A 14985-nucleotide genomic window follows, 5' to 3' on the forward strand; every position below is an offset into this window, starting at 1 on the left:
ATAAAGCGCCTTTTTTAATGAGCCGCTTTTAGTGGCGGTTAATTTTAAAGTCGAGTTGTACCTGAGAAATAGCGCTAACGGGTTTGCCATTTTCAAACTTTGGCGCGTAACGCCATTGCTCAAGCGCTGCTTTGGCTGACTTTTCAAATGCGCTGCCGCCTTCAGAGCTAAGTACTTTTGGGTTTTTTACAAAGCCAGCTGCGTCTACCTCAAACTCCATAATAACGCTACCATCGGTACTAAATCTGGCTTTGTGCACTGGGTATTTAGGATTAACACGATAGAGTGGTGTTTGCTCTTGCGATTCTTTCCATGGCACCATTTGAGCGATAGCGAGGCAGTGTTTAGTTGCTTCTTCGCTTTTGCCTTGTTTTTCGTACAGACCTACAAGTTTAGAATGAGCGGTTAGCTCAGCACTGTGATCGTATTTTAAGTTATCGTCAAACGCGGTAACTATGTTGTTTAAGCGCTCAATTGCTCGGTTATATTTTTTACTACCTTCGGCAAATGCGGCTATTAAAAAATTAGCTTTAATTTGCTCTACCGAGCTACTAGGCAGATTTTCACGGTAGTATTCGTCGGCTTCTTCTAGGTAGTTTTTCGCTTCGCGATATTTTTTAGAGCTAAACTTTTTAGCAAGCAGTGATGCCGCTTCTAGTTTCATGTCGGCTACAAACTTAGGCTTATTTTGTGTTTTAGCTATATCTATTACTTGTTCTAAAAAGTTAGCTGCTTTGTAAGCTGATGTTGTGTAGTTAGCTTGGCCGAGCAGTGCATCAATTGTTTCTATTGATAGTTTACCGTGATTTGCAGCTAAAATAGTATGGGCTTCGTTATAGAGTGCAAAACGCTGTTCGTTTAGCTCATCGCCGTAGCCTTTTATTGCTTTAGCGTAATTAATAGCTAAGTTGGCAGTATTGTCGTCGCTTTTACCGTAAACGGCTTTACCTGATGTGTAAGCAAGTTTGGCAGTTTGTTGTACGTTTTTGTCTGCTTTAACTGCTGCTAAATAGCTTTGGTATGCTTGGCTAAATACCGTTTGAGGATCGCTTGCTTGGCTGGCAAGTGCTGTAGTGCTTAAAGTTGTTGCGCTTAAAGCAGACAAACTTAAGCCTATAAATAAAGCGAGTTGCTGACGTTTCATAATAATCCCTATCGTTGTTTAAAATACAAAATACCAAACGCGCCCGTAAGTGTCACTGATTAAGGTAAATCAACGTAAATAACATTGGCTGTTATTTGTATTAATTTATTGCTTAACAATCATTGAAAATAACGCCTGTCGTCGCCATATATTTGCCATAAACAGTCTTGTACTACGGTGTATTTATCCTATTTTGTGATATTATCACTTTATTGTCGTGTCGTAGTTATTTAAATATTTGGATTTGTCGTGGCGCAAGTAAGAGCAAGAGTCCAGCTTAATGTTGGCAGAAATAGTGATATCCCTGCAGAAATAATCTCATTTACTGATTTAAAAGATGGCAAAGAACATATTGCTATGGTGTTTAACAACGCTGATACAGAGCAAGATGTACCGCTTATTCGTATGCATTCTGAGTGTTTAACGGGTGATGTATTTTACTCATCGCGTTGCGATTGCGGCGAGCAGCTAAATGAATGTATTGAAATGATGCACCAGCAAGGCGGTATTTTATTGTATTTACGCCAAGAAGGTCGTGGCATTGGTTTATACAACAAAATTGATGCTTACGTATTGCAATCGCAAGGTATGAACACCTACGAAGCTAATAATCATTTAGGCTTTGCTGATGATTTACGTGATTTTTCGGATGCGGTATTAATGCTCAATGCGCTTAATTTAAGCCACGTTAAATTAATGACCAATAATCCTAAAAAGCTTAACGCATTAAAAGACGCCGGTATTAATGTTGACTCGGTTGTGGGCACGCATGCGCACATTAAAGCGGGTGTTGCGGGTAATAAATCGTACCTAGAAACAAAAATTAAGCATGGTGCGCATATGTTAGATATTAAGAAAATTAAAAAACCTTAATCATTTAATTACGTTTCGTCTATTAATACCCCCTCACGCCAAGTTATACTTGGCGTGTTTCGTTTTAAATTAAGAGCAAGTATGTCTACACAATTACGAATTTTTAAAGCCGATGCAGGGCTAAAGTGGTTAAAAGCCGGATGGCTTATTTTTAAAACCCAGCCAGCAACCTTTATTTTTATGCATTTATTTATTGGCATTGTAGGGCTGCTGTCTTTATTTTTACCTTTACTGCAAGTGGTAGCAGCGCTAGCTACGCCATTTTTAACCGCAGGGTTTTATCAAGCGGTGCTTAGTAAGCAGCAGGGCGGAAAAATTATGCTGGCCGATATTCTCAAGCCATTTACGGCAAAAGGGAATCGCTTAGGGTTATTGCGTTTAGCACTTTACCAAATGGGTGCGGGCATTTTAATGGCATTACTTGCTAATGGCTTATTTGCCGATGCAGTGGCTGTTATGAGCCAACCAGGGCTTGATCCAAACGTAGCACTTGAACAAATGCTTGATAGTATTTCGGGCGCAAATGTAATTTTATTTTTTATGGCAATGCTAATTTATTTAACGGCATTTGCGTACGCTGTACCGCTTGTTTATTTTAGTAAAGAAACACGTATTTTAACGGCACTTAAAAAATCGTTAATGGTGTTTTATCATAACATTTTGCCACTTGGCGTTTTTGGCCTTATTTGCGCATTATTTATGGCGCTTTCGATGTTCTTATCGTTCTTACCACTGTTGATTTTAATGCCGATTTGCTACATTAGCTTTTTTGTATCTTATCAAGCCATTTTTATGCCTGTTGTACCACCAAGTGACGACATTAATGTTAAGCCACTTAGCAGTGAAACAAGCGGACGTTTTGACGCTTAATGGATGATAAATTAAAGCAAAAACTAAAAAACTATGTACTTTGGTTACTAGGGCGCCAAGAATATTCGCGTCGTGAGTTAACGCTCAAATTACAGCAAAAAGAAGCCACAGAAGAGTTTATTGAAACGCTGCTTGATTGGTGCGAAAAGCATAATTTTATTAACGAGCAGCGATACTGTGAAGGCTTTGTAAGAAAACACATATTTAAATGCCACGGGCTTAAGCGAATACAAAGCGAAGCTATGGGCAAAGGGATTGATCGTTCGCTACTTGAATTGGTAGTTGAAGAGCTTGAAGTAGATTGGTTTGAGCTTGCGCAGGATGCGTACAATAAAAAATATTCAAATACACCGCCAGATCTCGATTACAAAGATAAAGCTAAGCGCGTGCGCTACTTAATGTATCGGGGTTTTAGCTACGATGAAATTAATTTTGCAATGCAAGCACAGTAAATACAGGTGAGACTTTCAAATGCAGCACATGACTACCGCACAAATTAGGCAACAGTTTTTAGACTTTTTTGCCAGCAAGCAACATCAAATAGTACCTTCTAGCTCGCTTATACCGGGTAACGATGCCACGTTGTTATTTAACAATGCCGGCATGGTGCAATTTAAAGATGTATTTTTAGGCGCAGAAAGCCGCCCTTATACACGTGCGACAAGCTCGCAGCGCTGTGTACGTGCTGGCGGTAAGCATAACGATTTAGAAAACGTAGGCTACACTGCTCGCCACCATACATTTTTTGAAATGTTAGGTAACTTCAGCTTTGGTGATTACTTTAAGCAAGACGCGATTAAGTTTGCATGGGAGTTTTTAACTGAGGTAGTAAGCCTACCTAAAGAAAAACTTTTAGTAACTATTTATCATGATGATGAAGAAGCGTTTGGTTACTGGGCTAACGAAATTGGCTTACCAGAGGATCGTATTATTCGTATTGCGACCTCAGACAACTTTTGGTCTATGGGCGATACTGGCCCGTGTGGTCCGTGTTCTGAAATATTTTATGATCACGGCGAGCATATTTGGGGCGGTCCTCCGGGCTCTCCTGAGGAAGACGGCGACCGTTTCATCGAAATTTGGAACCTTGTATTTATGCAATACAACCGTCAAAGCGACGGTACAATGTTGCCTCTACCTAAGCAATCTGTTGATACGGGAATGGGCCTTGAGCGTATTTCTGCTATTTTGCAGGGCGTGCATTCAAACTACGAAATCGATTTATTCCAAGGCTTAATTGCTGCTGCTGCAAGTGTTACTAATGCACAAGACATGGACGATAAGTCACTACGCGTAGTGGCCGATCACATTCGTTCGTGTGCGTTTTTAATCTCAGACGGTGTTATGCCATCTAACGAAGGCCGTGGTTATGTACTGCGCCGTATTATTCGTCGTGCTGTGCGCCACGGTAACAAATTAGGTGCACAAGGTTCGTTTTTCTATAAATTAGTTGCTGCGCTAATTGAGCAAATGGGTCAAGCGTACCCTGAGCTTGCTAAGCAACAAGAAATTATTGAAAAAGTATTACGCATTGAAGAAGAACAGTTTGGTAAAACACTTGAGCGTGGCTTAGCTATTTTAGAAGAAAGCTTAAGCGACCTTAAAGGCGATATTATACCGGGCGACTTAGTATTTAAACTTTATGATACGTATGGTTTCCCAGCTGATTTAACGGCCGATGTTGCGCGTGAGCGCCAGATGACAATTGATCATCAAGGCTTTGAAGAGTGTATGGCTGTACAACGTAAAACAGCGCAGCAAGCAGGTAAATTTGGTGCAGATTACAATGACCAATTAAAATCAGATAAACACACTGACTTTAAAGGTTACGACAGCACACATTACAGCGCGACCGTTATTGAAATTTTTGCCGGTGGCGAAGCTGTTCAGTTATTAGAAGATGGTCAACAAGGTATTGTAGTACTAGACCGCACACCGTTTTACGCTGAATCAGGCGGTCAAACGGGTGACACGGGTACTATTACAGTTGCTGGTGGCGAATTTAATGTTACTAATACCACTAAGCTTGGTAATGCTTTTGCTCACCACGGTACTGTACAAGGCCGTATTGGTGTTAATGACAAAGTTGACGCAACTATTGATGATACGCGCCGCGATAGCATCAAGAAAAACCACACAGCTACGCATATTTTACACGAAGCACTACGCCAACTATTAGGTGACCATGTAGGCCAAAAAGGCTCACTTGTTCAGCCTGATCGTTTGCGTTTTGACTTTTCACACTTTGAAGCGGTTACTAAAGATGAGCTACGTGAAATTGAGCGTGTAGTTAATGACGAAATTCGTCGTAATTTTGCACTTAATACTGAGCTTATGGCTATTGATGATGCTAAAGCGAAAGGTGCTATGGCATTGTTTGGCGAAAAGTACGATGACGAAGTACGTGTAGTTACTATTGGCGACTACTCTATTGAGCTTTGTGGTGGTACTCACGTTGAGCGCGCTGGCGATATTGGTTTATTCAAAATTGTATCTGAAAGTGGTATTGCCGCAGGCGTACGCCGTATTGAAGCCGTAACTGGTGCAGATGCTGTAGCGTACGTTAGCGAGCAAGAGCAACAACTTAGCGATGTTGCAGCTTTAGTTAAAGGCGATAGCGCATCGGTACTTGAAAAAGTAACTGCGTTGCTTGAAAAATCTAAAGGCCTTGAAAAGCAAATTGCACAGCTTAGCGATAAGCTAGCAAGTGCAGCAGGCGCGTCTTTACTTGATTCGATTGTTGAAATTAATGGCGTTAAGCTACTTGTAGCAAACGTTGAAGGTACTGAATCTAAAGCGCTTCGCGGTATGGTTGATGACCTTAAAAACAAGATTGGCTCAGGTGTTATTGCACTGGGTGTTGCCAGTGGCGACAAAGTAAGCCTAATTGCCGGTGTAACGAAAGACTTAACAGGCAAAGTAAAAGCCGGTGAGTTAGTTAACCATATGGCAGGTCAAGTAGGTGGTAAAGGTGGCGGTCGTCCAGATATGGCACAAGCTGGTGGTAGTGAGCCACAAAATCTTGCTGCTGCACTAGATAGCGTTACAGCTTGGTTAACTGAGCGTACTTAAGCCTAAGTGGCACTTATTGTTCAAAAATTCGGTGGCACTTCGGTCGGCTCAATAGAGCGAATTGAAGCAGTCGCCGACCTTGTTGTTAAAACCAGACAACAAGGACATCAAGTGGTTGTGGTTCTCTCTGCTATGTCGGGAGAAACCAACCGCTTAATTAACCTCGCCAAACAAATTGATACTCGCCCGAGTAGCCGTGAACTAGATGTACTTATTAGCACCGGAGAGCAGGTTTCTGTATCACTGCTTGCTATGGCTATTATCAAACGTGGTCATTCAGCTGTAAGCTTATTAGCCGATCAAGTCAATATTCTAACCGACAACATGTTTGGTAAAGCCCGTATTGAAGACGTTGCCGCTACACGTTTAAAGCATGAGCTTGAGCATAACCGTATTGCTATTATTGCTGGCTTTCAGGGGCGTGACGTTGAGGGCAATATTACAACGCTTGGACGCGGCGGCACCGATACATCGGCTGTAGAAATAGCAGCGGCTATAAAAGCCGACGAATGCCAGATCTATACAGACGTTGACGGCGTATATACTACAGATCCTCGTGTTGAACCTAACGCGCGCAGAATGAGCCAAGTTACTTTTGCCGAAATGCTGGAGCTGGCAAGTTTAGGCGCGAAAGTTTTGCATATTCGCTCGGTAGAAGCTGCAGGTAGACACAATGTGCCACTTAGGGTGCTTTCTAGTTTTAATCCTGATGAAGGCACATTAATAAGTTTTGAGGAGAACGATATGCCAAGCAAGGTGGTATCGGGGATTGCGTTTAATCGTGACGAATGTTTAATTAAAGTAGATGGTGTGCCAAGCGGTACGCAATATCTTTCAAAAATATTGAAACTTTTTGCTGATAATGGCATCGAAATAGATATGATTAATCAAGTTAATCATATCTTTGAAAAAATAGACTATGCTTTTACTGTGCACTCGAATGATTATCTGCAAGCACTTGAATTATTGAGCGAAGATCAAGCTCAACTCAGTGCTCAAAATATAAGCGGATTACCAACAGTCGCTAAAGTTTCTGCTGTTGGAATGGGTATGAAATCGCATTCTGGTGTAGCAAGTTTATTTTTTGATGCATTAGCGCAGGAAAATATTAATGTGGTTTTAGTCTCGACTTCTGAGATCAAAATTTCAGTTTTAATAGATGAAAAGTACCTAGAGTTGGCAGTTCGTGCATTACACAAAGCATTTTTAACAGAAAATGGATAGATTGAGAGTTTTTACTTACTTTTCAGTCTAATTTTCATTAGTATGTTTAAGCGGAATCTTATAATTTTTATTGGAACATGGGAGCAAGAGAATGCTAATACTAACTCGTAGAGTAGGTGAAACCCTAATGATTGGTGACGAAGTAACAGTTACTGTTCTAGGTGTTAAAGGAAATCAAGTTCGAATCGGTGTTAATGCACCAAAAGACGTATCAGTGCATCGTGAAGAGATTTACATGCGCATACAAGCTGAAAAGTCGAACCCTAATCCGGGCAATGCTTAATCAACACGTATACGTAGTTGAGTAATTAACTCAACTAGTCAAAAAGCCACTCACTGAGTGGCTTTTTTGTTTATAAAGGCGAGTATTTCTGGGGTTAGTATTTGTTTTGAAATGTACTGCATTCCGCTTTTATTTTTAATAATAATACCTTGCTGAGTATCTATTACTTCGCTTATGTCTTGCCAAGTTAGCTGAAAGCTTTTGTAATGATTAGCCGATTTAATGCCTTCCTCATCAAAGGTAAGTGTTACCTCAGAGCCTGACGCTCTGCTGAGCATTTGTCTGGTTACCCACCAAGGTCTGCGATAGTAAAAAGCGACGCACTCTAGTACACCTAGCATGATCATAAACGATCCTAAGTAATGATCGTTTAAAACATAAATGCCAAATAAACCAAGCGCAACGAGGAGTACAAGTAAAAAGTACTTAGGTTTGGCGCGCTTACTGTACGGGAGTGACTCATCAAAGCACTCGTAAAAGTAAGGTTTATCTAGTGTGTAGGTTGTTGTAAATGCCATATTGCCTTGCTTTAAATATCGTTTTTTTTATTTTAACAAGCTAACCGCTAAATGAGCAGCTTTATAGTCAGTGATTTTATTACAGACACAAAAAAACGGCCCTAAGGCCGTTTTTTAGCGATACAAGAAGAATTAACAGTTAGTTTCTTCAGCGTTTACGCCTTCTTTAACATTTTCACATGCATCTTCTACTTTGTTTTGCACGTCAGTTACTGCTTCGTCAATACGTTCGCCTGCGTCTTCTGCATGATTGTCTTCACAACCCATGATGAAGAAACTTGCGAATAGACCGATTAGTGCTGCTTTTACAGTTGTTGAATTCATAATGTAATTCCTTGTAAGTATTAATTAAATTTTAGTGTTTGTTAGTTGAATGCTTTATCTACCTGGGTGATTTACCACGTAGTGCACCTGAAACTAATGAGATCACTAAAAGTACTAAAAATATAAAAAATATAATTTTTGCTATACCAGCTGCGGCACCTGCGATGCCACCAAAACCTAACACTGCAGCGATTAAAGCAATAACTAAAAATGTAATTGTCCAGCGTAACATTGTTTTCTCCTTGGTTATCAAATTTGCTCACAATAACTAATGCCAGTTATATGCCAAAGTTTATTTTTGTCTTATATCAGACAGTTATGGTTTTTAACTGTGTTTTTAGTTATTAGTTAGTTAGTAATTTTTACGCTTTGTTATGTAAGTTATTCACACTGTTACAAGTTACCGGTAAATATTCACTAAAAATAATGTTTTTGGTAAGACCAATTAACAATTGATGTGTGTTTTTGTACTTATTATAAAATTTGGCGGCTATTTTTATTAAGTTGAATAGTTAATTAACAACTTCCATATAACTATTAGCTATAGTCGTTATTTTCTGTATGTATTGTAGGGCGCATGATTGCTGGGTTATGGCATGTAAATTTGTTGAGTGTTATGTTGTTTATAGTTTAATTGGTTTTACCAATTTACAAGATGTAGACAAAGCGACTAGTTTTGTTATTATCCAGTGAATAAATATTTAATTAAATCGATTTTTTATTTTCGATATGGGTTTCAAGGGGGAGAAAAATGGATATAGGTGCTCTACTCACAACGGCTGGTAGCTTAATGCTAACTGGTATGGTTGGGGTGTTTGTATTTCTGTCGATATTAATTGGTGCAGTAACGCTTATGTCTAATTTGGTGACGCGCTATAGCGAACCAGAGGCATCACCAGCTAAATCACCGTCTTTTAAATCTCAAGGTGTGCCTAATGAGCACATCGCTGCTATTAGTGCTGCCATTGCTCAGTACAAATCAAATAATAAATAAGGGGCACACACATGGCTAAATTAAAATTAACAGAATTGGTATTACGCGATGCGCACCAATCATTGCTCGCAACACGTATGCGCTTAGACGATATGCTACCTATTGCTAGCAAGCTAGATGATGCAGGTTATTGGTCTATTGAATCGTGGGGCGGTGCTACATTTGATTCGTGTATTCGTTATTTAGGCGAAGATCCTTGGGAGCGTATTCGTGCGCTTAAAAAAGCGATGCCTAATACTAAACAGCAAATGCTATTACGCGGTCAAAACCTATTAGGCTACCGCCATTACGCTGATGATGTAGTTGAAAAGTTTGTAGAACGCGCACATAAAAATGGCGTTGACGTATTTCGTATATTTGATGCAATGAACGATGTACGTAACCTAGAAACAGCGATTAAAGCGGCTATAAAAGTAGGCGCGCATGCTCAAGGTACTATTTCGTACACGGTAAGTCCTGTTCATACGCTTGATATGTGGCTGACTCTTGCTAAGCAATTAGAAGATTTAGGCTGTCACTCAATTTGTATTAAAGACATGGCGGGTTTATTAAAGCCGTACGATGCTGAAAAACTAATTAAAGCACTTAAAGAAACCGTATCGGTTCCTATCGCTATGCAGTGCCACGCTACAACTGGTTTAAGTACTGCGACTTATCAAAAAGCGATTGATGCAGGCATTGATATGCTTGATACCGCTATTTCATCTATGAGTATGACTTACGGACACACAGCAACTGAAACTATTGTATCGATAGTTGAAGGAACTGAGCGCGATACTGACCTTGATTTAAATCATCTAGAAGAAATTGCTGCTTACTTTAGAGATGTACGTAAAAAATATGCGGCATTTGAAGGTAGCTTAAAAGGGGTTGATGGTCGTATTTTACTAGCTCAAGTACCTGGTGGCATGCTTACAAACATGGAAAACCAACTTAAAGAGCAAGGCGCGGCAGATAAGCTTAATGAAGTTTTACTTGAGATCCCACGTGTACGTGAAGATCTTGGCTTTTTACCTTTAGTAACACCCACGTCGCAAATTGTAGGTACTCAAGCAGTACTTAACGTGCTAACGGGTGAGCGTTATAAAACAATTACTAAAGAAACTGCTGGCGTATTAAAAGGTGAATATGGCTTAACACCAGCACCAATGAATAAAGAGCTACAAGAGCGTGTGCTTGATGGAGCAGAGGTTATTACTTGTCGCCCTGCAGATAACATTGCACCAGAGCTTGCAACGCTTGAAGCTGAATTATTAAAAGAAGCGCAAGAGCAAGGTTTAACACTTGCTGATGAGCAAATTGATGACGTACTAACTTATGCATTATTTCCACAAGTTGGTTTGAAGTTTATTAAAAATCGTAATAACCCTGATGCATTTGAGCCTATTCCTACTGTTGAAGATAAGAGCAATAAGGTAGCACCAAAATCAGGCTCAAATAATAGTAGCGTTAAAGCTGAGCAATACAGCGTAAAAGTAGACGGTAAAGTTTACGATGTAGTTGTAGCGCAAGGTGGTGAACTCAAAGAAGTAACTTTAAAGGATTCTGAGCACATTCCTCAGTCTGCATCGGTTGCATCGGGCGAAACACTTAATGCGCCGTTAGCAGGTAATATTTTTAAAATTAAAGTAAAAGCTGGGCAAGTTGTTAACGAAGGTGATGTAGTGATTATTATGGAAGCCATGAAAATGGAAACTGAAATACGCGCTACGCATACCGGAACAATTGCTGAAGTATTAGTTGGTGAAGGCGATGCTGTAACTACCGGCGACGCTATGATTGCATTAGCTTAGGAGTAAATAGAGGATGGAAGGTATTTTAAACCTCTGGAATGCTACTGGCATTGCTAACTTTACAATCCCATCGTTGATAATGATTGCGGTAGGGTGTTTATTACTGTTTTTAGCGATAGCTAAAGGCTTTGAACCACTATTATTATTACCAATTGGTTTTGGTGCAATTTTAACAAATGTACCAGTGGCAGGTTTGTCAGACCCAGGTGGGCTATTGTATTACGTTTATTACGTGGGTATTGATACGGGGATTTTTCCGTTATTAATATTTATGGGAGTAGGGGCGCTGACCGACTTTAGCGCGCTTATTGCAAACCCACGTATGTTGTTATTAGGTGCGGCTGCACAGTTTGGTATTTTTGCTACTTTGTTTGGCGCAATATTATTAAATTATGTACCAGGCTTTGAGTTTACTCTACAGGATGCATCAGCTATTGCCATTATTGGTGGTGCAGATGGACCGACTGCAATATTTTTAGCGTCAAAACTGGCACCTGATTTACTTGGTGCAATAGCGGTAGCCGCATATTCATACATGGCTCTTGTACCAATTATTCAACCGCCAATTATGCGTGCGTTAACAACCCCAGAAGAACGTAAAATTAAGATGCCAGAGCTTCGCAAAGTATCTAAAAAGGAAAAGATTATTTTCCCTCTTATGGTGCTTAGCTTAACGGCTATGTTTTTACCGGCTGCTATACCGCTTGTAGGTATGTTTTGTTTAGGTAACTTAATGCGAGAGTCGGGTGTTGTTGATAGATTAAGTAACAGTGCTCAAAACGAAATCATCAATGTTACAACTATATTTTTAGGTTTAGCTGTAGGTTCAAAGCTTGCTGCAGATAAGTTTTTAACTGTTGAGACGATTGGTATTTTAGTGCTTGGCGCACTGGCTTTTGCAATTGGTACGGCATCTGGCGTATTTATGGCAAAAGGACTTAACCGCATATCTAAAACACCTATAAACCCATTAATTGGGGCTGCAGGTGTATCGGCTGTGCCAATGGCGGCACGAGTAGTTAATAAAGTTGGCCTTGAAAGCAACCCACATAACTTTTTACTTATGCATGCTATGGGACCCAACGTAGCGGGTGTACTTGGTAGTGCAGTTGCTGCGGGTATTTTATTAGCACTTGTTGGCTAATAATTAACGTGGTAGTTAATAAATGATTTAGCGCAGTTTACTGCGCTTTTTTTTGTTCTTAATTTGTTCACCGCTAAATGGTTTCTTGTTCAGCGCTTTTTGTTTACAGTAACAGCTCTTCAAAATTTTAAGGATAGTTATCATGCTTCACACACCTTTAGCAAAGCACTTACCTCATGTTAGTAAACTTGTATTCGGATGCATGGGTCTGGGAGGCGGTTGGAATAAAGACGCAATCACTGATGCACATGTTAAGCAAACTCATGAATGCATAGATAACGCTATTGAAGGTGGCATTAACTTTTTTGACCATGCTGATATTTATACTTTTGGTAAAGCGGAGCAGGTTTTTGGTAAAGCATTAAGCGAGCGACCAGAGCTTAGAGAGCACATGTATATTCAATCTAAGTGTGGGATTCGTTTTGAAGATGACTTAGGGCCAAAGCGCTATGATTTTTCATCAAAGTGGATTGAGCAATCAGTTGAAGCATCCTTGAAGCGATTAAATACAGACTATTTAGACGTACTTATGCTGCATCGTCCTGATCCACTCATGGAAGTTAACGAAATTGCTCGTATATTTAGTTGCTTAAAAGAAAGCGGTAAAGTGCGCAATTTTGCAGTATCGAATATGCAGCAACATCAAATGAATTTTTTACAGCATGCACTTGATATGCCGATTGTGGCTAATCAAATTGAGGCTAGTTTACAAAAACATCAGTTTGTTGATGAAGGTGTATATGCCGGTAACAGTGACGGTAAGGATCTTAATTTTACGCCCGGTAGTATTGAGTACTGTCGCCATTTTGAAATTCAAATTCAAAGCTGGGGAAGTTTATGCCAAGGATTATACAGCGGCAGTGATTTATCAAACGCATCGCAGGCTGATATAAACACCAGTCTTTTAGTTAATAAGCTGGCTGCACTTTATGATACTTCTGCTGAGGCTATTGTCATTGCATGGTTACTGCGCCATCCCGCATCTATTCAGCCGATTATTGGAACAACTAATGCCAAGCGTATTAAAGCCTCTTGTGATGCTTTAAACGTACAACTAACTCGTGAGCATTGGTATGCACTTTATGTAAGCGCTAAAGGCCATGAGCTACCATAAGAAGGGCTTTGATATGAATATATTCGTTATTTTAATTGGTTTGTTTGTCGCGCTAGCGATACTTATTCCATTGCTTGAAAAATATCAAAGTAAAATAGGGCTCAACGGTGCAACCAAATACAGCAAATATATTTGGCCATTAGTGATGGTGTCTTTAGTGATTCAGCTCATTTATGTATTAATGTATTAATGTATTAATGGTTTTTAGCGTATACAAAAAAGCCTTTGCAGGTTTAACCTGCAAAGGCTTTTTTAATGTTTATTAATAAACTTTATTTAAGTGCTAACTGTAGCTCGCGATTGCGCTCAAGTTGGGCAATAAAGTTATCTGCAATCGGTTTAAACTTAGCAAGTTCTGAGCGAGGTAGTGGCTCTGACTTAGGAAGTTTTACTGTTTTAGGATTACGGTGAACGCCATTTACCAAAAATTCATAGTGTAAATGCGCGCCAGTAACACGACCCGTAGAACCTACAGTACCAATTTGTTGGCCCTGTTTAACTTTTTGGCCCGTTTTAACTAGTTTCTTATTTAGGTGTAAGTACTTAGTTACATATTGTGTGCCATGGCTAATAAATACGTAGTTACCGTTGTACTTGCTGTAACCCGCTTTAACTACCTTACCGTTACCTGATGCAACCACCGGTGTGCCAGTGCGTGCCGCAAAGTCGATACCACGGTGCGCTCTAACTTGCCCAGTAACTGGGTGTAAGCGACGAGGATTAAAGCTCGAACTAATATACTTAAAGCTTACAGGTGCACGTAAAAATGCTTTTTTCATGCTACGCCCTTCAGGCGTATAAAAATTGCCATCGGTATGGCGAATCGCTGCAAAGCGCTGACCTTGGTTTACAAATTCAGCGGCAATAATTTTACCGGTACCAATAAACTCGCCATCAACATAATGAGACTCGTAAATTAAGCCAAACACATCGCCTTTACGAATGTCGTTTGCAAAATCAACATCCCAACCAAATATGTCAGCAAAGTTCATTATTTGACGTTCGCTTAAACCTGCCGCTATTGCTGAAGTCCAAAAGTTGTTAGATATTTCGCCGCCAGCGGTTTTGGTTAGCGTTTCAATTTCTTTACTATCAATAGCTGTATCGTAGTTACCTTCTTCATTTAAGGTAACAAATAAAGTATCGGTTTTTGAAATCACATAACGCAGTTGAGCCAAAGAGCCATCTTCAGCTGTCGCAAAGCTAAGTATTTCACCGGGGTGAATTTTAGTTAGCTTGCGCGTTTCTGCGTTAGTGTTAATTAGTTTATGGAGCGTTTGAGCTGAAAAACCAGCACGTTTGAAGATAATTGCTAAATTGTCGCCATTTTTAACTTTATGATCGACAAAGTCGTATTCTGGTAACTTTTCTGCTGCTTGCTCTGAATTTAACTCAGTTAATTTTTCGTTGTCATCAACTTTAACTTGTAACTCATAGCGCTTGCCTATCTCTAATGCATCTGCATTATTGTCTTTAGAAGCAGTCGCTTTTTCAGAAGGAAGAAATGCCAAGCCGGCAATAGCAGAAACTAAACCTAAAATAAGCAATTTGTGTTTTTTTGGGAGAGTGTTAACCACGTGAACCATAACGTGCCTTTTTCTGCTGTCAAGATAATAAATACATAATATTGCA

16 protein-coding genes are annotated in these 14985 nt (G+C 39.8%); 11 read left to right on the forward strand and 5 right to left on the reverse strand.

The window, feature by feature from the left end; all coding sequences use genetic code 11:
- Window positions 1-28 precede the first annotated feature (28 nt).
- Window positions 29-1144: an energy transducer TonB gene (locus tag CXF89_RS05860; RefSeq protein ID WP_121954067.1), complete on the reverse strand. Its 1116-nt coding sequence runs from the start codon at window positions 1142-1144 to the stop codon at window positions 29-31.
- A gap of 249 nt (window positions 1145-1393) precedes the next feature.
- Between CXF89_RS05860 and ribA the strand changes: the two genes are divergently transcribed.
- The 6 genes from ribA (at window position 1394) to csrA (ending at window position 7466) form a co-directional block, all read left to right on the forward strand.
- Entirely contained in the window at window positions 1394-2017 is a 624-nt protein-coding gene (ribA, locus tag CXF89_RS05865; RefSeq protein WP_121954068.1) for a GTP cyclohydrolase II, read from the forward strand.
- An 81-nt stretch (window positions 2018-2098) separates the two neighbouring features.
- Window positions 2099-2887, forward strand: a complete 789-nt coding sequence (locus CXF89_RS05870) for a BPSS1780 family membrane protein (RefSeq protein WP_024600767.1) — start codon at window positions 2099-2101, stop codon at window positions 2885-2887.
- The gene (locus CXF89_RS05875; RefSeq protein WP_121954069.1) at window positions 2887-3339 is read left to right on the forward strand and encodes a regulatory protein RecX; all 453 of its coding nucleotides are present in this window, start codon (window positions 2887-2889) and stop codon (window positions 3337-3339) included. The genes CXF89_RS05870 and CXF89_RS05875 overlap by 1 nt, the downstream gene beginning before the upstream one ends.
- Before the next feature lie 19 nt (window positions 3340-3358).
- Complete coding sequence (gene alaS, locus CXF89_RS05880) at window positions 3359-5959, forward strand: alanine--tRNA ligase (RefSeq protein ID WP_121954070.1); 2601 nt, start codon at window positions 3359-3361, stop codon at window positions 5957-5959.
- A 6-nt stretch (window positions 5960-5965) separates the two neighbouring features.
- A complete protein-coding gene (locus CXF89_RS05885) occupies window positions 5966-7183 on the forward strand; it encodes an aspartate kinase (protein WP_101217461.1) in 1218 nt (405 codons plus the stop codon).
- 91 nt (window positions 7184-7274) lie between these two features.
- Window positions 7275-7466: a carbon storage regulator CsrA gene (gene csrA / locus CXF89_RS05890; protein ID WP_004587515.1), complete on the forward strand. Its 192-nt coding sequence runs from the start codon at window positions 7275-7277 to the stop codon at window positions 7464-7466.
- Window positions 7467-7516: 50 nt separating this feature from the next.
- On the opposite strand, the gene CXF89_RS05895 is transcribed toward csrA, so the two are convergent.
- From CXF89_RS05895 to CXF89_RS05905, 3 genes are all read right to left on the reverse strand, one after another.
- Window positions 7517-7984 (reverse strand): YcxB family protein, encoded by a 468-nt coding sequence (locus tag CXF89_RS05895; RefSeq protein ID WP_024608368.1) that lies wholly within the window; start codon window positions 7982-7984, stop codon window positions 7517-7519.
- A gap of 132 nt (window positions 7985-8116) precedes the next feature.
- Window positions 8117-8308 (reverse strand): hypothetical protein, encoded by a 192-nt coding sequence (locus tag CXF89_RS05900; protein WP_007378921.1) that lies wholly within the window; start codon window positions 8306-8308, stop codon window positions 8117-8119.
- 58 nt (window positions 8309-8366) lie between these two features.
- Complete coding sequence (locus CXF89_RS05905) at window positions 8367-8540, reverse strand: DUF1328 domain-containing protein (RefSeq protein WP_002961939.1); 174 nt, start codon at window positions 8538-8540, stop codon at window positions 8367-8369.
- 519 nt (window positions 8541-9059) lie between these two features.
- On the opposite strand from CXF89_RS05905, the gene CXF89_RS05910 reads away from it, so the two are divergent.
- The 5 genes from CXF89_RS05910 to CXF89_RS21165 all read left to right on the forward strand — a co-directional run bounded on the left by CXF89_RS05910 (window position 9060) and on the right by CXF89_RS21165 (window position 13543).
- The gene (locus CXF89_RS05910; RefSeq protein WP_007583814.1) at window positions 9060-9302 is read left to right on the forward strand and encodes an OadG family protein; all 243 of its coding nucleotides are present in this window, start codon (window positions 9060-9062) and stop codon (window positions 9300-9302) included.
- An 11-nt stretch (window positions 9303-9313) separates the two neighbouring features.
- A complete protein-coding gene (gene oadA, locus CXF89_RS05915; RefSeq protein ID WP_024608367.1) occupies window positions 9314-11095 on the forward strand; it encodes a sodium-extruding oxaloacetate decarboxylase subunit alpha in 1782 nt (593 codons plus the stop codon).
- 13 nt (window positions 11096-11108) lie between these two features.
- Window positions 11109-12239 carry a sodium ion-translocating decarboxylase subunit beta gene (locus CXF89_RS05920; protein WP_002961942.1) on the forward strand — a complete coding sequence of 377 codons (1131 nt, stop codon included), beginning with the start codon at window positions 11109-11111 and terminating at the stop codon, window positions 12237-12239.
- 142 nt (window positions 12240-12381) lie between these two features.
- The gene (locus CXF89_RS05925) at window positions 12382-13353 is read left to right on the forward strand and encodes an aldo/keto reductase (RefSeq protein WP_121954071.1); all 972 of its coding nucleotides are present in this window, start codon (window positions 12382-12384) and stop codon (window positions 13351-13353) included.
- 13 nt (window positions 13354-13366) lie between these two features.
- Window positions 13367-13543 carry a hypothetical protein gene (locus CXF89_RS21165; protein WP_007583822.1) on the forward strand — a complete coding sequence of 59 codons (177 nt, stop codon included), beginning with the start codon at window positions 13367-13369 and terminating at the stop codon, window positions 13541-13543.
- An 82-nt stretch (window positions 13544-13625) separates the two neighbouring features.
- Here CXF89_RS21165 and CXF89_RS05935 read toward each other — a convergent pair whose 3' ends face one another.
- Window positions 13626-14939 carry a peptidoglycan DD-metalloendopeptidase family protein gene (locus CXF89_RS05935; protein ID WP_007585425.1) on the reverse strand — a complete coding sequence of 438 codons (1314 nt, stop codon included), beginning with the start codon at window positions 14937-14939 and terminating at the stop codon, window positions 13626-13628.
- Window positions 14940-14985 lie beyond the last annotated feature (46 nt).

The organism is Pseudoalteromonas sp. MelDa3 (assembly GCF_002863625.1).
In the GTDB taxonomy this organism is placed as follows: domain Bacteria; phylum Pseudomonadota; class Gammaproteobacteria; order Enterobacterales; family Alteromonadaceae; genus Pseudoalteromonas; species Pseudoalteromonas arctica.